The organism is Acinetobacter sp. CY05, from assembly GCF_059515805.1.
This window is the reverse complement of record NZ_JCAKMW010000015.1, coordinates 41467-59896: the sequence shown is the minus strand read 5'-3', so window position 1 is coordinate 59896 and position 18430 is coordinate 41467. Positions and strand designations below refer to the sequence as shown.

The window sequence follows — 18430 nt, the reverse complement described above, 5'->3', positions numbered from 1 at the left end:
GCCTCATACAAAATTAGATAGTGATTGGGGATAATATTCTGGCGAATTGCTAATTGGATTTATAACAATTTGGCTGCAAAATATAGTTTTTGTAAACTTTCTTTCATCAAAAGTACACAATTGAGCATTAGGATGCGATATTTTTTTTTAACTCAGTAGTTTTAAAACGAGAGTTAAAATTAGTTTTTCTTTTTAAAAACATAAATATATGTCTAAAATTATCACAAAACTAATGCCGTTTTTTTAATCATAAACCTATAACACGGTATAATTTGGATAATTTAAATCAACAAAAAATACAACCTTATGTTAACGACTCAATACAAAATAATACTATTGGCTTTAGGTCTAATGGCAACAACGCTGACTTGGGCAGACAGTGTGGGGCAAACACAGCAAGGTGAATTTTCAGCTGAGATTGGCTTGGTTTCAAAATATATTTATCGTGGGGGTGAAGAAAACGATAAGGTGGCTGTGCAAGGTGGGATTGAATATGCACATCCAACTGGGTGGAGTGTCGGTTATTGGGGCTCAACTTTAAACTACCAACCTAAGAACGATAAACAGCATGGCTTTGAGCATGACTTATATGTGGGCTATGCAAATGAGCTGAATGAAAAGTGGAGTTATAGCACGCAATTAGTGAGCTATATTTACCAAGGTGGGGGTACTGTGTATAGCGAAGATGGGCAGGATCAACGCCGTAGCACAGGTGTTGAACTGTTCAACAGTCTGCATTATCAAGATTTTAGTTTAGGTGTAGCAGTCATGCTGAGTGACGTAAATTATGCCAATGCGGGTGATGTGTATGTAAGTGCAGCTTATAGCTATACATTAGCACTAGACTTTGCGCTCAATACTAGTCTTGGCTATTCACTGTACAATAAACAACGTGATGATGCAGTGGTGGCAACCCTGAAACAACATCAGTTCACTGAAGTACGTTTTGGCTTAGCTAAAGCTTTGAGCAATACAGGGCTTTCTATGGCGCTTGATTATATTTGGGGTGGCCAAGACCGCTATAAACAAGATTTGGATGAGCATGTTGTGTTTGGGCTTAACTATAGTTTTTAAATCAAAAATGGTGCAGCTTGATCTAAATGGCTGCACCTTTTTTAAGCAAAAAGGTTTTAGTTGATCAAAATGCTTGAATTTTATGCATGTTTAAACGATATAAGCAGTAAATCTATTAATTGGAGTACAAAAATGAGCTGTAAAAAATAAACATTTTCTCTATTAAAAATAAATATTAAACAAATAATTAACTAAATTTTAATCTATTTTTAACCACACGATTTAGCAGCATTGGCATAGCAATTGCTAAAACAGATTTAACAAAAATCAATCTTGATATCGATGCCATCTGTGCAGGGGAAAATTCATGCCGTTTACAACAAAAATATCAGCCGCGCTCTTACTCGCTTTGGCCACGAGCAGCACTTTTGCAGCAGACAAAGCTGCATCTGACCATCAAATTAGCGGCAATATTGCTGTGGTTTCAAGTTACTACTTACGTGGTTTGACCAATGCGCCAGAAAATGATCAAGCCACCATTCAAGGCGGCTTAGATTACAGCCATGCATCTGGTTTTTATGCTGGTTACTGGGGTTCGACCATTGGTTATTCACTTACTGATTATGATGCCGAGCGAGATGAATATACCGGCAGTGATACCTTTGAGCATGATTTTTATTTAGGTTATAACGGCGCGATTAACGATGATTGGGGCTATAACCTTGGCGCTGTCTATTATTACTATTATGAGTCAGATGCGGATGTAAATGCGCTTGAAAGCGTTGTGGGTATCAACTACAAAGACCTAAGTTTAACCGCACAAACCTTATGGGACGATGTAGCATGGGGTAACACAGGTGATACCTATGTGCTTGCTTCATATAGCCATCCCTTGCCGCGAGATTTTACCTTAAATACCGCTTTAGGCTTGTACTACTATAATGATGATCAGAGCAAATACTTTGACACCACAGAGGATTTTGGTTTCCGTCACTTCAATGTGGGCTTAAGTCATCCATTGGGTAATACAGGTGCCGATATGAGCATTGATTTTGTGGTGGGTGGTTATGACCGTGTGGATGAAAAACAAAAAAACAAAGTGGTCTTTGGCTTAAGTTATAGCTTCTAAGTTAAGTCTCATTAAGCCAAATAAGGGCGGCCAGATGGTCGCCTTTTTAATGGCTTGCATAGGGCTGTATTTAATTTAATGCTCAGCACTACGATAGGACAATGCTTCTGTAACATGTTGACTTTCAATGTGATCGACCAAGGCTAAATCAGCAATACTACGTGCTACACGTAACACCCGATGATAGCCCCGTGCAGATAAATGAAGGCGCTGCTGAGCGAGGGCTAACATCTGCTCGGCTTGTGGGTTTAAAGCAGCGTAGTGTTCAAGTTGCTTTGGACTTAAGCTGGCATTGAGGCAATTTTGTCGGTGTATTTGCGTGTCATAGGCCTGAATGACACGTGCGCGTACTGTACTTGAATCTTCTGCAGGAGCTGTACTTTGTAACTCACTTGCCGGTAAGGGCGGTACATCAATATGTAAATCGATACGATCCAACAAAGGTCCAGAAATACGATTTTGATAACGCTGAATAGCAATTGCTGAACATTGGCAACGCTGATCTTGATGAAATGCATAACCACATGGACAAGGATTCATGGCAGCAATCAATTGGAAGTTGGCGGGAAAGCTCATTTGTCTAGAGGCGCGTGAGATCACAATTTCTTTGGACTCGAGTGGCTGACGCAACACCTCTAACACTTTTCGATCAAACTCGGGTAATTCATCTAAAAATAATACACCTAAATGAGCCAGAGTAATTTCACCTGGTTTAGGCTGTGAGCCACCACCCACCAATGCAATGGCTGAAGCGGTATGATGTGGGGCACGGAAAGGCCGTTCACCAAACTGATGGTTAAGATTAGCAACCGAATAAATCCGCGCAACTTGCAGGTTCTCTTCTAAACTCAAAGGCGGCAAAATACCCGCTAAACGTGAGGCCAGTAAAGTTTTACCCGTACCCGGTGGGCCTTTAAATAATAATGAATGCCCACCTGCCGCAGCAATTTCTAAAGCGCGCCGTGCTCTGAGTTGCCCTTTAACATCGGCTAAGTCCAGCTTAGGGGTAAGCTGAGTATCTTTTTGCTGATATTGGTAGGCAGCCAAAGGTTGCTGACCCGATAAATGTGCACAAACTTGAGTTAAACGTGTGGCTGCAAAGACCTGAAAATCGTTTAACTTGGCAGCATCATGAGCATTGTCATGGGGTAAGATCAATTGATGTCCCGCTTGCTGACAAGCAATTGCAATGCTTAATGTGCCTGTGGTAGGGCGTAATTGGCCGTCCAAAGCCAATTCGCCAATAAATTCGAGTTGTTCAGTTGCATGTTCAGGGAGTTGTCCTGATGCAATTAGAATCCCCAATGCAATGGCTAAATCGAGGCGTGCACCATCTTTAGGCAAATCTGCAGGTGCTAAGTTAATGGTTAAGCGTTTCGTGGGAAAACTAAAGCCACTGTTAATAATGGCAGAGCGGACCCGATCTTTGCTTTCGCGTACCGCAGCTTCAGCTAAGCCCACCATGGTTAAGGAAGGCAAGCCTTGACTAATATGAACTTCAACTTCAATGAGTGGTGCGTCTAAACCGAGTACACCACGGGTGTAGATTTTTGCAAACGACATCTAGATTGCTCCTTATTGGTGCAGAGGATCTGGACTGTTTTGCTTAAAAAACGCACAAAATGAGTGCTTATTTCTCTTTAAGCTGCTGTTCGAGTGCTTCAACGTGTTGCATAAGTTTGTCTAAACGTAAATTCGCCTGTACTAAGGCTTGGCGTTGACGCTCAATTTCTTCTTGCGACACTAAATCCATCTTGCTGACTGCTTCTTGTAATAAGGCTCTAAGGTTATGTTCTAAGTCTTTTTTAGGTTGTTCAACTTGCTGCAAAATGGCTTGAATCAAAGTTTCGAACATAGATAGGTCCAATGAATAACAAAGTCTATTCAGTGTAGCATTGCTGGCTGTTTGACCCTAGTCGTGATAGAAAAATATCCCTCGCTTCAATAAGCTTAATCGTTATTTTCTGAGTAAATATGTATTTTTTTTAAGATTCTCACTACGTGCGAATGGTCAAAATAATGTATAAATAGAGGCACGTGAAAAGCCTTAACATCCCCCAACCTTAAGGCTTTGGCACGGAAATTGAACATAAAACCTTACTGGTGCAAGAAACCGAAGGAATATAAACATGAAACTCGTAACTGCAATTGTTAAACCATTCAAACTTGATGACGTACGTGAAGCTTTATCTGAAATTGGCGTACAAGGCATCACGGTGACTGAAGTGAAAGGCTTTGGTCGTCAAAAGGGTCATACTGAACTGTATCGTGGCGCTGAATATGTTGTTGATTTTCTACCAAAAGTGAAAATTGAAATCGCAATTAGTGACGATATGGTGGACGCTGTCATCGAATCTATCACGCGTGTTGCTAGCACTGGCAAAATTGGTGATGGCAAAATTTTTGTGACGAACTTAGAGCAAGTTATTCGTATCCGTACCGGTGAAACAGGTGCTGACGCAGTTTAAGGTTGGCATGAAGTTTGCTCAATAGGGCATAACTTACAAAAACACGGTTGGGGGAAACGAATGAAAAAAGCGCTGCTTGCGTTTGGTTTATCCAGCGCATTATTAGGTGGTTCTGCTGTATGGGCTCAAGAAGCGACTGCAGTAGAAACGCCTAGTCAAAATATTACAGTGGTCACAACACAAACTACAGACTCCGCAGCAGCAATTGATGCAGTAGAGGTCGTGCCTGTTGTCCAAGAAGCTGAGCCAGAAGCAACTTTAGATACAGGTGATACCGCCTGGATTTTGATTTCGACTGCACTGGTGCTACTCATGACCATTCCGGGTCTAGCACTATTTTATGCGGGCATGGTACGTAAAAAAAACGTATTAAGTACCATGGCACATAGTTTTGTGGCTGCAGCTGTAGTCAGTATTACATGGGTTGCCGTGGGTTATTCACTGGCCTTTGGTGAAGGCAATGCCTTTATTGGTAATCTAGATAAAGTCATGCTGTCTGGTATTGGCACTGACGCCTTAAGTGGTTCCATTCCCGAAATTCTATTTGTTATTTTCCAAATGACCTTTGCGATTATTACAGTTGCCATTATTAGTGGCTCGATTGCAGAGCGTATGAAATTTGGTGCTTTTGTGGCATTCATCGCGATTTGGTCGATTGTGGTTTATGCACCAATTACCCACTGGGTATGGGGTGGCGGCTGGCTGGGTAACGATGGCGCGCTCGACTTTGCGGGTGGTACAGTGGTACACATCAACTCAGGTGTTGCTGGCTTAATTGCAGCGTATATGTTGGGTAAACGTATGGGACTTGGACGTGAATCAATGGCACCACATAACCTTACTTTAACTGTACTGGGTGCAAGTTTACTGTGGGTAGGTTGGTTTGGCTTTAACGGCGGTTCAGCTTTAGGTGCTAATGGTTCAGCAGGTTATGCTTTAGTGGTGACGCAAGTCGCAGCAGCGGCAGCAACCCTCTCTTGGTTAATTACTGAAAAATTAGTACGTGGTAAAGCATCCGTGTTGGGCGGTGCCTCAGGTGCGGTGGCAGGTTTGGTGGTCATTACCCCTGCAGCAGGTTTTGTCACTGTAGGTGGTGCTTTAGCTATGGGCTTAATTGGTGGCGTGGTATGTTTCTGGGGTATTACCGCATTAAAACGTTTACTTAAAGCCGACGACTCACTTGATGCCTTTGGTTTACATGGTGTAGGTGGTATTGTGGGTGCAATCTTAACTGCATTCTTTGCGAGTGAATTTATTATGGGTGACGCAGTGCCTGCCAATTTAATGAGCCAACTTTGGGTTCAAATTGAAGGTGTACTGGCAACTGTAGCTTATTCAGCAATACTCACGTTTATTATCTTAAAAGTTCTCGATATGACCATTGGTATTCGTGTGGCTTCTGACGATGAACGTATGGGCCTAGATTTAAGTCAACATGGTGAACGTGTCGATTAATTAAATCCTATATATAGTATTAAACAGCCCGAAAGGGCTGTTTTTTTTCCATATCTAGCGTAAAGCGCTACATTTTGCTACACTTCGAATTCATTTTTTGGGTTCAATTTTACCGCTATGCATTGTCCATTTTGCAACGCTGCAGATAGTAAAGTAATTGATTCACGCTTGGCAGCTGAGGGATGTCAAATTCGTCGTCGTCGTGAATGTATTAGTTGCGGTGAGCGTTTTACCACTTTTGAAAGTTATGAAGTGGTGATGCCACGGGTAATTAAATCCGATGGTAAAAATGAACCTTTTGATGAAGCCAAATTACGTCGCTCTTTAATGCACGCACTACAAAAACGTCCTGTTACCCAAGAACAAATAGAAGCAGTATTGAGCGATATTCAGCTTAAAATTCGTCGTTTGGGCGAACGTGATGTCAAATCACGCACCATTGGTGAAATTGTCATGCAAGCTTTATTTGCTATGGATCATGTGGCCTACGTGCGTTTTGCCTCAGTTTATCAAGACTTCCAAGATGTAGAAGCATTTCGTCGTCAGATTGAACAAATGCAGCAACGCGATCAAGAGAGCGAATAAATGCAAAACTCAGATCAAATCTGGATGCAACGTGCGATAGCATTGGCGCGTGCAGGGCAATACACAACCAAACCCAATCCGAATGTTGGTTGTGTCATTGTTAAAGATGGTAATTTAGTGGGTGAGGGCTTTCATCCTAAAGCCGGTCAGCCACATGCAGAAGTGTTTGCCTTAGGTGCCGCAGGTCAGCAAGCCCAAGGTGCGACTGCTTATGTGACCTTAGAACCTTGCGCGCATTATGGACGCACACCGCCGTGTGCCAAAGGCCTAGTCGAGGCGGGTGTCGCAAAAGTGGTGGTGGCTTGTCCTGACCCAAATCCTTTGGTGGCAGGTAAGGGTGTACACATCTTACGTAATGCAGGTATTGAGGTTGAGGTGGGGCTATGTCAAGACCAAGCGCATCAGCTCAATTTAGGCTTTTTAAAGGCCATGGCAACAGGTCTACCTTATGTACGCCTGAAAGTAGCCTCTAGTCTAGATGGGCGTACAGCGATGGCATCAGGTGAATCGAAATGGATTACTGGTGCTGAGGCTCGTTTAGATGTACAGCACTGGCGCGCGATTTCAGGTGCAGTCATTACAGGGATTGAAACTGTACTTGCCGATGACTGCCAGTTGAATGTTCGTGAGCTAAAAGGGTTTGATGTAGCACAAGTGTTTCAACCCAAAAGGATTATTTTAGACCGTCAAGGACGTTTAGCTTTAACAGCGAAAATTTTAGCTCAGCCTGAACAGGTGATGGTGATGGGGCCATATCGCCAAGATTTAGCCGATTTAGGGGTGGAACAACTTGAGATCCAAAGTCTAGAAGATTTACTCAGAACACTCAAAGATAAACAAATATACGATGTATTGGTGGAGGCCGGTGCCACACTTTCGACCGCATTTTTACAAGCCAATTTGGTCGATGAAGTGCTCAGTTATGTTGCCCCAACTTTTTTAGGCAGCAGTGCACGCGCCATGTTTAGCGCTGAATTTAGCCGTATGGCAGAGCAACAACGTTTTAAACTCATCGACCTTGCGCAAGTGGGCAACGATGTGCGTTTAAGACTGATTCCAATGCAAGAGACACTATGAGTTCAGAGTCATCTACGGTTTATCATAAACGTCGTCATGCTGCGCGCACGACTGATGAATACCTTTTCCATCAATTGGTGCCGTATTTAGGCAATAAGCGTCGTTTATTGCATCTTATTTTAGAAGCCCTAGAAACCACCGGCACTTTAAAACGTGATGATGGTCGCTCGCCAATTTTTGCTGATTTCTTTGCAGGTTCAGGTGTGGTATCACGCTTAGCACGGCAAAATGGTTATCGCGTGATTGCCAATGACTGGGAACCGTATAGTCATGCGCTGAACAGCGCCATTTTATCTTGCACCGAAGCACCTGCCTTTAAAGAATTGGGTGGCTATCAAAAAGCCATTGATTATTTAAATCGCTTGCCCGAAGTCAAAGGCTGGGTCACGCATAATCTTTGTCCGCGTAATGATGAGATTTATGACCCAAGTCGCGACCGTTTATTCTTTAAACGTCGTAACGGTATGCGCATTGACGCGATTCGGCAGCAAATTGCCACTTGGCAAGCCCAAGGTGCAATTGATGATGTGGAAATGAGTGCATTACTGGCACCGCTGTTATATTCAGCCAGTTTTGTCAGTAATACCTCTGGAGTATTTAAAAGTTTTCATCATGGTTGGGGCGGTAAAACCCAAACCGCATTAGAGCGAATTGAATCGTTACTGTGGCTTACGCCAAGCCGTTTTTGCGATGTTGGCGCCAGCCAACAACCTGCGGCGGAAGTTTGGTGTGTGGATGCCCAGCATTTGGCTAATCAAATGAGCAGCTTTGAAGTGGATATTGCCTATTTAGATCCCCCTTATAATCAGCATGCTTATAGTAGTAATTACCATGTGCTCAATGCCTTAACCCTTTGGGATCAGGTCGATTTACCAACCCCAGACACCAAAGGCTTTAAAAGCGGCATTGACCGTGCATGGCGTAAAGAGCGTCCGAGTCCGTATAATTCATCGCGACATGCTAAAGAAGCTTATGAGAAATTAGTAGAAACCATTAATGCGCGTTATATTCTGACCAGTTATTCAACCGATGGTAATATCGACGCAGCAGACTTACTGCAAGCCAATTTAAAACGTGGTCGAGTGACGTTATTGACCCAAGATGTGCCACGTTACCGAGTGAGTAAGCAACGTCAGTCCGAGCGGGCAAGGGTATTAGAATTTATTGTGATTACCGATACACACGCGAAATCTGGGCCACCACTACGTCAGTTGCTGACCCAACTGCATCACTATGCAGAATTGGGTGGGGTAGATACCAGTAGTGTGACCACGCAATTGGCGTTATGGTAAATAAAAAATAGAGATTAGAGAGCCGCTTATGTTTACAGGCATTGTTGAAAGTTTAGGGAAAGTAGAGAGCTTACAAAGCGTAGGCGGTGACGTACGGGTACGTATTCAAACTGATTTAGATATGTCTGATGTGCATTTGGGCGATTCGATTGCCACCAATGGCATTTGCTTAACCGTGATTGCATGGGGCGACAATTGGTATGCTGCTGATGTATCACGCGAAAGCTTAAGTCGTACCACACTGGGCACTTGGCAAGTGGGTCAAGCGGTCAATGTTGAAAAAGCCATGCTACCGACCACACGCTTTGGTGGACACATTGTCTCAGGTCATGTGGATGCTGTTGGTGAAATTACACTTGTACGTCAAGATGCACGTTCTTTGTATTTTGAAGTGACGGCACCACGTGAAATTGCCAAGTATTTAGCGGAAAAAGGCTCGATCACTGTAGATGGAGTTAGCCTCACGATTAACCATTTGCGTGGCAATATTTTAAGTTTAAATTTAATTCCGCATACTGCAGAACGTACTAACATTTCTACATGGAAAATGGGCAGTAAAGTCAATTTAGAAGTTGATGTTTTGGCACGTTATATTGAGCGCTTATTGCTCGGTGATCAGGCCGCTGAACAGCCGCAAGCATCAAAAATTAGTATGGATTTTCTTGCAGAAAATGGTTTCTTGAAGTAAAACTATCAGTTCCTATAGACAGTCTAGTTGAAAAATTAGACTGTTTTTTTATGGTACAACCAGATTTTTTACTGAAATAGCAAGCACTTGCAGGAGAATACACACTATGGAATTACAACCATGATGGATGTTTTACTGCACTTAGAACAGTGGCTGCCCATGCTACTTGAGCAATATGGTATCTGGATTTACGCCATTTTGTTTGCAGTGATTTTAGCTGAAACGGGCTCGGTATTTATGTTCTTTTTGCCAGGTGATAGTTTGCTGATCGCGGTAGGTGCATTGTGCTCGACCAGTAGTGATGTACATTTGCAATATATGGGCATCTTGCTGTTTATTGCTGCAGCTTTAGGCTATGTCATTAATTACTATACCGGTCAAATTTTGGGCATTAAGTATTTTAATCAACATTCACGTTTTTTTAAGCCTGAGTATATGCAAAAGACCAATGCCTATTTTTGTAAGCATGGTGCCTTAACCATCTTAATTGCACGTTTTGTACCTTTTGTTCGTTCTTTTGCACCTTTTGCTGCCGGCTCAGCGCGCATGAATGTAGCGAGCTTTATGTTATATAACATTTTAGGCAGTGCCTTATGGATAGGGGTGTTGCTATCTATTGGTTATGGATTAGGTAATATTCTTGGTTTCTTTAAAGACCTGATTATATAAAAAAAGCCCATTTTAAAATGAGCTTTTTATCCAGAATATTTTAATGTTTCGTCACAGTCAGTGCGCTATGACCTAGCCATGCAGAGATTTGTTTGGCTAAATCAACAGAGAAGTCTCCTTCTACGGCTTCACGGCTTAAATAGACAGATAAGGACTGAAAATCAGCACGGCTCATCCATAATTGTTCGGCAGTTATGACCCATTGATCACCGCTTTGTAAAGCCGCGATCTTTGCTGACACTTGATTTAAAATATCCATAGTGACCCCATCACTGTTGTTATTTATTACCCTCAAATGCTCAGATTCTGAGAATCTTTACATTTATTTGATTATCTTGTGACAAAGATATGTCAGTTTGATGACAAAAACAGCAGTGTGAGGTGTTAAAGACTTAAGTCTTATAAGGTGATTTGTTCATCATTTACGGCAATTTTTTCTTGTTGCGCAAAGGCACTATGTTTTAAAGCTAAAGCAATTTCTTCTTTGGCAGCCGCTTGTAAGACACGGCGCAATTCTGCCACTTTAGCTTCAATAACACTTTCAGCTTCGAGTTCCAAACGTAAGCGTACACTTTCAAGTTCGGATAACATACTGGTGTCTGGCACTCTAAAGGCTTTATTAAAATGCGGGTAATGCTGCTCAGGATTTTTCTGATAACGTGCGATATATGTGGTTAGGGCTTGAGCTTGTTGTTGGCGTAAGACGCTGAGTAATTGATTTTGTGCATGTTGCTTACGCTGTTCTTCTGCTGCAAGTTCAGCTTCTTTTTGTTTCGCTAAAGTACGTTTTTGCGCCAATTGGGCTTCAAGGGCTAAGCGTTCACGTAAGCGTTTAGCCGCCAATAATTCAGCTTGATAATCTAAATAGCCTTGTTTAATACGCGCTTCAGATTCAATAATGGCACGTTGATCCTGCTCCAACCATTTATGGCTATCCATTTCAGGCTGTAATAAATCACAAATCCGGGCGAGGTCATCTAAATACACCTGACGTACAGCTAAGGGTGTTGCTAACCAACGCTGTTTAAAATCTTGACCGACGTTTAATGTCACCACGGATCTCCTTAATTACAGTTTGAACGTACGCGGTTCAATCCCAAGACGGCGATATTGTTTAAATTTTTCTCGGCCCAAAGCTTTGGCTTCCGAGTGATTTTCGATAATTTCAATAATGTGGCTAAAAGCCTGATATTGTTCAAGTGCATGCTTGTTAAAATTAAACACAATCCATTCACTTGAATTGGGTAATTCGGCTGAAATACAAATACTGGCGTGAGGCTCATCAATGCCATGCGTTAAAAAACTACTGGCATCAAAGCTCCACAGCGCCTCATCTAACTGCTGTTGCAGTTCAGAGTCTGCAGTATACAGCCAGATTTTCTCTGGCTGCTTTAAAATCTTGCGGCATAAGCGGCAAGTGATTGCCACTTGCCGTTCGTCGCTTTGTTCAAATAGATAAAAGCTGACTTTAGCCATGCTGTACACGGTTCGCTAAAATTTGCATAAGCAGTGGTACTGGACGACCTGTTGCACCTTTATTGGCACCTGAAGCCCATGCTGTACCCGCAATATCTAAGTGCGCCCAACGATAGTCACGGGTAAAGCGTTGTAAGAAACATGCTGCGGTCACAGAACCGGCTTTAGGCCCACCAATGTTGGCAATATCGGCAAATGGAGAATCCAATTGTTCTTGATAGTCATCAATCACCGGCATACGCCAGACACGGTCAAATGATTGTTGGCCTGCTGTTTCAATTTCTTGTGCCAGTTCGTCATCTGGGCTAAACATACCTGTGAGTACCGAACCCAGTGCCACTACACATGCGCCAGTTAAAGTCGCAATATCAATCACAATTGCAGGATTAAAGCGTTTGACATAGGTGAGCGTGTCGCAAAGGACTAAACGACCTTCGGCATCGGTATTTAAGATTTCTACAGTTTGACCGCTCATGGTGGTGACAATATCACCCGGACGTGTTGCACCGCCTGATGGCATATTTTCAGCCGCAGCAATGGTGCCCACCACATGAATAGGCAATTTTGCTTCACATAAGGCACGCATAGTACCCAGTACAGAGGCTGAACCACACATATCGTATTTCATTTCATCCATGCCTGCGCCTGGTTTTAATGAAATACCGCCTGTATCAAAGGTAATGCCTTTACCTACCAATACCACAGGTGCTTCTGAGCGCTCAGCTTGGTATTCAAGGGTAATAATACGACCCGGACGATCCGAACCTTTGCTGACTGCTAAAAACGCACCCATGCCTAAATCAGCAATTTGCTGTTCATCCAGTACCGTAACTTTTAATAGATCAGGGAACTCTGCGGCTAAAGCTTGCGCTTGTTCGGCCAAATATTCAGGGAAGCAAATATTACCCGGACGGTTGCCTAAGTCACGTGCGTAGTTTTGACCACGTTCTACCGCTTCAACTAAACGTAATTGTTCTGTAGTGAGTGTGCTATTGCTTGCAATTAAATGAATTTCATTTAAAACAAATTCGTTTTTCTTGGATTTAAATTCATCAAAGCCGTAGGCTGCTTGAGTGAGGCTTAAGGCAAATAAATAATGCTGTTCTTGAGGCAAAGCTGAAATATCAATGCTAATGCTTTGGAATTTTTTTTGTGTTGCTTTGATAATGGTTTGCGCAATTTTTGCTAATTTATTTGCAGTAATATCTGCCGCTTTACCTAAGCCAACTAAAGTGGCATTGGGCGCATCTTTAATTTGTGCGATTAAGCTTAAAGTTTCGCTTGGGCTGGCTTTAAATTGTGTAGCTTGTGTTAATTGCGCCAAGTCATTGATCGAATAAGTGGTTGCCGCCTGTTGTACTTGTTCAGAATCAACTAAAATCAACAAAGACTGGCTAGACGTATTCTGAGTGAATGACGTATTCATATTAAGTTTCATATACGGTATTCAGGCCTTTTTAAAGTTTTATGATCCATTAAACCACTGAAACTCGTGGATGTGTAGAGTTTCAACAAGCAGGTTTTATATTTTCAACATTCGGGTAAACTAATGCGAGTTTATTCGGGCATTTTTTGGAAGAATTAATTTGATTATTCGGCGTTATCTGGTCAAGCAAGTCGTGTCGACCTCCTTGGTGGTGATTGCTTTACTGACCTTAATTATGATGGGCGGTCGACTGATCAAATACTTTGGTGTGGCAGCGCAAGGGCGTTTGGATGCCAGTATTTTGTTTAGCATTATCGGCTACCGTTTACCTGAGTTTTTAACCTTAATTCTTCCACTGGGCTTTTTTATTGGCTTAATGTTGGTGTTTGGGCGCTTATACGTTGACCATGAGATGGCGGTCTTAAATGGCAGTGGCATGAGCCGTAACCGTTTATCACGTCTACTTATTCCAATGACAGTAGTGTTTTTGGCGGTGCAAGCCGCGTTAATGCTATGGATTGCGCCGTGGGGTATCCGTCAGTTTGAACAACTCACCAGTACGCAAGCGGTACGTACTGGTTTTGACTTAGTTCGTCCTAAAGAGTTTATTTCATCGGGGCAATACACCATTTATGCCGGTGACTTATCTGAAGATCGTAAAAATTTAAAAGATATTTTCTTCTATCAGCGTGCAGCCAAAGAGGGCAAGCCTGATGTGATGATTTTGGCCAAAGAAGCCACCCGAGTTGAGATTGAAAATGACAATGCCAATGTGGTGGATTTGACTGCAGGGCGTCGTTACGAGATTTATCCAGGTACAGCTAAATATAGCCAAGCTGAATTTGAAAACTATCGTTTACGTTTAGAAAGCGATAAAGAAGCCAAATTTGAAAGCACCGAAGTTGAAGCATTAAGAACCGCTGAGCTTTGGCAGAATCGTCAAGATCCCGTGGTCGCGAGTGAGCTTGGTTGGCGTGTCTTTGTCCCCTTTGCCATTGTGATAGCCTTGATTTTGGCAACTGCGCTCTCTGAAGTCAGCCCGCGCCAAGGACGTTATTTAAAACTCTTTCCAGCCTTACTGATTTTTGCCAGCTTAATTGTGGCCTTAATGGCGGTAAAAACCCGAATCAGTAAAGAAGAAATGGGCATGTGGGCCTATCCGTTGGTGCTATTGGTTTATGGCGCAGCGGGTATGCTGTTTTCACGTAAGCAAAGCCTTGCACCTAAAATTCGTAAAAAGTTAGCTAAGTGAGGTCATAAAAATGCTTGCACGTCGTATTGTTGCTAAACATGTGACCCAAACTACAGCTTTAGCGATGTTGGGTGCCACCGCAGTCTTGTCGGGCTTACAAATTCTATTTACCTATTTAGGTGAATTAGGTGAACTCAAAGACGGTTATGGCGCATGGCAGGCGTTGTTGTATGTGCTCTGGGGTGCACCGAGTGCTCTATATGAGATTTTACCTATTTCCGCCTTAATTGGTGCGGTCTTGGGTTTAGGTACCTTAGCATCAAATAGCGAATTGATCGTCATGCGTGCCGCTGGTGTGAGTCTGTGGCGCATTGTCGGTTGGGTGATTCGCTCAGCCTTATTGTTGGTGATTTTATCTTTTGCTTTAAGTGAATGGGTAATTCCATATAGTTCAGAACAAGCCAAAAGTGTCAAAAGTCACCGTGCCGTGGCAGAACTCGGTGAAGTTAAAGGCTATTGGAGCCGTGAAGGGCAGCGCTTTATCTATATTGACTATGCCAACTCGCAAGGTGAATTACGTAACGTGCAAGTCACAGATTTTGATGCCGATTATCGCTTGCGCGGCACCTTAATGGCCGATCAAGGTAGCTTTGTCAAAGATGGCCAGTGGCGCTTACAAAACACCCAAGAAATGAATGTATTAGCGGCAGGCAATGCCAGTTTAAATAAAGCAGCCAATACAGATTTAGCCTTGGCCTTGCAACCAAAATACGTGCATATGGTGACCATTGACCCTGAAGATTTATCGCCAAGTCAATTGGTGAGTTTTATGGGCTATATGCATGAATACAGCCAAGTGCCTAAAACCTATCAATTGGCCTTTTGGCAAAAAGTGGCCGCGCCCTTTGCTTTAATTGCCTTGGTGGTGATTGCTTGCTCATTTATCTTTGGCCCGCTGCGTCAGCAATCGATGGGCTTTCGTTTGGTGATTGCCTTGTTTGTGGGCTTAACCTTCTTCTATTTACAAGATTTCTTGGGCTATGCAAGTTTAGTGTATTCACCATCACCTGCATGGTTTGTATTTATCCCAATTCTATTTATGTTTATGGTCGGCGGTTATTTATTACATCGCGCCCGTTAAACATGGAATAAAACAATTTAAGGCTCAGGTTTTCTCCATGAGCCAAACATAGAGTCTGACCCAAAAATTGGGTAAGATAGAGCTTAATTTGTAGACACAAGAGTATTGGTTATGACGGATGCAACTGCTGGCAAAATCCCGCACGTATTAGTGATTATGGATGGTGTGGGTCACCGCGAAGCAATTGAAGATAATGCGTTTTTAGCGGCTGCACGCCCAAATTTGAAGGCAATGCAGCAAAAGCATCCGCATGGTTTAATCTCAGGTTCTGGTGAAGACGTGGGTTTACCTGATGGTCAAATGGGTAACTCAGAAGTGGGTCATATGAACCTTGGCGCTGGCCGTGTGTTATATCAAGACTTTACCCGTATTACCAAAGACATTCGTACAGGTGACTTCTTTAAGCATGAAGTGCTGATTGATGCAGTTGAACAAGCCAAAGGGAAAAATGGCGCTGTGCACATTATGGGCTTATTGTCTGAAGGTGGTGTACATTCACATGAAGACCATATTGTGGCCATGGCAGAGCTTGCGCTAAAACGCGGTGCAAAAGTTTACTTACATGCGTTCTTAGATGGTCGTGATACACCACCACGTAGTGCTGAGCCATCTTTACAAAAATTGGATGCTTTATTTGCCCAATATCCAGGTCAAGGTCGCATTGCCAGCATGATTGGTCGTTACTTTGCTATGGACCGTGACAATCGTTGGGATCGTGTAGAACAGGCTTACCGTTTATTGACTGAAGGTGAGGCGGTACGTACGGCAGCAACTGCGGTTGAAGGCTTAGCGTTAGCTTATGCCGCTGAAGAAAACGATGAATTTGTTAAAGCGACGCGCATTGGCGATGTTGCAGCGATTCAAGACAACGATAGCGTGGTATTTATGAATTTCCGTGCCGACCGTGCACGTGAAATTACCAAAGCATTTGTAGAAAAAGACTTTGCCGGTTTTGAACGTAAAGTAGTGCCTGCTTTAGCAAAGTTTGTGATGTTAACGCGTTATCAAGCCAGCATTGATGCACCTGTAGCTTATATGCCAGAAGACTTAGTTAACTCGATTGGTGAATATCTATCTAACTTAGGTAAAACTCAATTACGTATTGCTGAAACTGAAAAGTATGCGCATGTGACGTTCTTCTTTAGTGGTGGTCGTGAAGATGAATACCCAGGTGAAAAACGTATTTTAATTCCATCACCAAATGTTGCGACTTATGACTTAAAACCAGAAATGAGCGCAATTGAAGTTACTGATGAATTGGTTGCAGCTATTCAATCGGGTGAGTTTGATCTACTGGTGGTGAACTATGCCAATGGTGATATGGTCGGTCATACTGGTGTCTTTGATGCGGCAGTTAAAGCGGTAGAAGCAGTCGATACATGCTTGGGCCGTGTGTATGATGCTGTGATGGCCAAAGGCGGTCATATGCTCATCACTGCCGATCATGGTAACGTGGAACAAATGCAAGATTACCAAAGCGGTCAGGTACATACCCAACATACCACTGAGTTAGTGCCATTTATCTACGTGGGCCCAACCCAAGCAGAGATCGCTGAAGGTGGTGTATTAGCCGATGTTGCACCGACGCTGCTCAGCTTAATGCAGTTACCGATCCCTGCCGAAATGCAAGGTCGTAACTTGATTACTTTAAAATAAAAGGAGTGGTCATGACCCACTGGAAATATGGAGCGCTTGCTTTAGCGATGTTTACTAGTTTGGGTCATGGCGCAGTAGATTCAGGTGCGCCAGCACCTGAATTTGACTCATCTTACTTAGAAGTACCTGTTGAGTCGATTCAAGAATTTGTACAAATTTATGGCATTGTGAAAGATAATTATGTCGATGCCAAAGCAGATCAGGCTTTATTCCAATTGGCCATTCAGGGCATGGTTTCAGGTTTAGATCGTTATTCACGTTATCTAAGCCCAGAAGACTATAAACAACTGATTCAATATACTGAAGGTGAGATTGCCACGGTAGATTTTGAACTTGAATATAATCAACAACATCAACAATGGGTGATTGCTGGTTTACAAGCCCACGCTGATTCTGCCAAGCAAGGCTTAAGAAATGGCGTGACCGTCTTTAAGATTGATGGGCAAGAAATCAAAAATTTGAATCATGATCAAGTCAATTCTTTGCTTACAGGCGCAATTGCTTCGAGTCTGACGTTACAATTGGCAGCTAATAGCCAAGAAATGCATGTGGTACGTAATAAAAAAATTGATACCGCAATTCAGGCACAAATGCTAAGTAATAAAGTGCTTTTAATTAAGGTAAAGGTTTTTCAGCAAGACACCGCCAATGAAATTAAAGCCATTATTGAACAGTATGATAGTGAGCGTCCTAAAGCAGTGCTAATCGACCTACGTAATAACCCTGGAGGTTTATTATCCGCTGCAGTGGAAACCGCTGATTTATTTTTAAATCAGGGGTTAATTGTAGTCACCAAAAGTCGAGCTGAGGGCGAGCAGCAATTTCAAGCTTTGCCGAGCAATGAGCTAAATGATGTGAAATTAGGTGTATTGATTAATCATGGTTCGGCATCGGCAGCAGAAGTGTTTACTGTAGCCATGAAAGTGCATAAGCGCGCTTGGGTGATGGGCGAGAAAAGTTATGGCAAAGGCGTGGTACAAAAACTTTTTCCTCTGTCTAATGGTGCAGCCTTACAAATGACGGTGGCGCATTACTACACTCCCAATGGACAAATGATTGAAGGGCTGGGGATTCAGCCCAATCAAAGCTATGCCATGCAATTGGGCATGAGTGAACAAAATTATTTAGAACGTATTGCTGAGATGCTTTTGGCGCGCTAACA

The 18430-nt window shown here is 42.8% G+C and carries 19 protein-coding genes; 13 read left to right on the top strand and 6 right to left on the bottom strand.

The window, feature by feature from the left end:
* The first annotated feature begins 306 nt into the window (after nt 1–306).
* Together AC5YCD_RS11370 and AC5YCD_RS11365 are read left to right on the top strand one after the other, a co-directional pair.
* Entirely contained in the window at nt 307–1074 is a 768-nt protein-coding gene (locus AC5YCD_RS11370; protein WP_496130133.1) for a TorF family putative porin, read from the top strand.
* A gap of 307 nt (nt 1075–1381) precedes the next feature.
* Nucleotides 1382–2143 (top strand): TorF family putative porin, encoded by a 762-nt coding sequence (locus tag AC5YCD_RS11365; RefSeq protein ID WP_496130132.1) that lies wholly within the window; start codon nt 1382–1384, stop codon nt 2141–2143.
* A 75-nt stretch (nt 2144–2218) separates the two neighbouring features.
* Here the strand turns inward: AC5YCD_RS11365 and AC5YCD_RS11360 are convergent, their stop codons facing one another.
* Nucleotides 2219–3706, bottom strand: coding sequence for a YifB family Mg chelatase-like AAA ATPase (locus AC5YCD_RS11360; RefSeq protein WP_496130131.1), 1488 nt, complete (start codon nt 3704–3706; stop codon nt 2219–2221).
* A 67-nt stretch (nt 3707–3773) separates the two neighbouring features.
* Nucleotides 3774–3998: an accessory factor UbiK family protein gene (locus AC5YCD_RS11355; RefSeq protein WP_496130130.1), complete on the bottom strand. Its 225-nt coding sequence runs from the start codon at nt 3996–3998 to the stop codon at nt 3774–3776.
* A gap of 274 nt (nt 3999–4272) precedes the next feature.
* Between AC5YCD_RS11355 and glnK the strand changes: the two genes are divergently transcribed.
* From glnK to AC5YCD_RS11320, 7 genes are all read left to right on the top strand, one after another.
* On the top strand, nt 4273–4611 hold the full coding sequence (gene glnK / locus AC5YCD_RS11350; protein WP_122900455.1) for a P-II family nitrogen regulator: 339 nt from the start codon (nt 4273–4275) through the stop codon (nt 4609–4611).
* 60 nt (nt 4612–4671) lie between these two features.
* Entirely contained in the window at nt 4672–6066 is a 1395-nt protein-coding gene (locus AC5YCD_RS11345) for an ammonium transporter (protein WP_496130129.1), read from the top strand.
* Between the two features lie 117 nt (nt 6067–6183).
* Complete coding sequence (nrdR, locus tag AC5YCD_RS11340; RefSeq protein WP_496130128.1) at nt 6184–6651, top strand: transcriptional regulator NrdR; 468 nt, start codon at nt 6184–6186, stop codon at nt 6649–6651.
* Nucleotides 6652–7728 (top strand): bifunctional diaminohydroxyphosphoribosylaminopyrimidine deaminase/5-amino-6-(5-phosphoribosylamino)uracil reductase RibD, encoded by a 1077-nt coding sequence (ribD, locus tag AC5YCD_RS11335; RefSeq protein WP_496130127.1) that lies wholly within the window; start codon nt 6652–6654, stop codon nt 7726–7728.
* Entirely contained in the window at nt 7725–9020 is a 1296-nt protein-coding gene (locus tag AC5YCD_RS11330) for a DNA adenine methylase (protein WP_496130126.1), read from the top strand. The genes ribD and AC5YCD_RS11330 overlap by 4 nt, the downstream gene beginning before the upstream one ends.
* Nucleotides 9021–9048: 28 nt before the next feature.
* Nucleotides 9049–9708, top strand: a complete 660-nt coding sequence (locus AC5YCD_RS11325; protein ID WP_496130125.1) for a riboflavin synthase — start codon at nt 9049–9051, stop codon at nt 9706–9708.
* 120 nt (nt 9709–9828) lie between these two features.
* Complete coding sequence (locus AC5YCD_RS11320; protein ID WP_496130124.1) at nt 9829–10377, top strand: VTT domain-containing protein; 549 nt, start codon at nt 9829–9831, stop codon at nt 10375–10377.
* 40 nt (nt 10378–10417) lie between these two features.
* Here the strand turns inward: AC5YCD_RS11320 and AC5YCD_RS11315 are convergent, their stop codons facing one another.
* From AC5YCD_RS11315 to AC5YCD_RS11300, 4 genes are all read right to left on the bottom strand, one after another.
* A complete protein-coding gene (locus AC5YCD_RS11315) occupies nt 10418–10636 on the bottom strand; it encodes a hypothetical protein (protein WP_496130123.1) in 219 nt (72 codons plus the stop codon).
* Nucleotides 10637–10776: 140 nt separating this feature from the next.
* Nucleotides 10777–11433 (bottom strand): cell division protein BlhA, encoded by a 657-nt coding sequence (locus AC5YCD_RS11310; RefSeq protein ID WP_496130122.1) that lies wholly within the window; start codon nt 11431–11433, stop codon nt 10777–10779.
* Between the two features lie 12 nt (nt 11434–11445).
* Nucleotides 11446–11853, bottom strand: coding sequence for a DNA polymerase III subunit chi (locus AC5YCD_RS11305; protein WP_496130121.1), 408 nt, complete (start codon nt 11851–11853; stop codon nt 11446–11448).
* Nucleotides 11846–13291: a leucyl aminopeptidase gene (locus AC5YCD_RS11300; RefSeq protein ID WP_496130120.1), complete on the bottom strand. Its 1446-nt coding sequence runs from the start codon at nt 13289–13291 to the stop codon at nt 11846–11848. The genes AC5YCD_RS11305 and AC5YCD_RS11300 overlap by 8 nt, the downstream gene beginning before the upstream one ends.
* A 148-nt stretch (nt 13292–13439) precedes the next feature.
* Between AC5YCD_RS11300 and lptF the strand changes: the two genes are divergently transcribed.
* From lptF to AC5YCD_RS11280, 4 genes are all read left to right on the top strand, one after another.
* On the top strand, nt 13440–14531 hold the full coding sequence (gene lptF, locus AC5YCD_RS11295) for an LPS export ABC transporter permease LptF (RefSeq protein WP_496130119.1): 1092 nt from the start codon (nt 13440–13442) through the stop codon (nt 14529–14531).
* 10 nt (nt 14532–14541) lie between these two features.
* A complete protein-coding gene (gene lptG / locus AC5YCD_RS11290; RefSeq protein ID WP_496130118.1) occupies nt 14542–15612 on the top strand; it encodes an LPS export ABC transporter permease LptG in 1071 nt (356 codons plus the stop codon).
* A 111-nt stretch (nt 15613–15723) separates the two neighbouring features.
* Entirely contained in the window at nt 15724–17268 is a 1545-nt protein-coding gene (gpmI, locus tag AC5YCD_RS11285) for a 2,3-bisphosphoglycerate-independent phosphoglycerate mutase (protein WP_496130117.1), read from the top strand.
* A 5-nt stretch (nt 17269–17273) separates the two neighbouring features.
* Nucleotides 17274–18428: a S41 family peptidase gene (locus AC5YCD_RS11280; RefSeq protein WP_496130116.1), complete on the top strand. Its 1155-nt coding sequence runs from the start codon at nt 17274–17276 to the stop codon at nt 18426–18428.
* Nucleotides 18429–18430 lie beyond the last annotated feature (2 nt).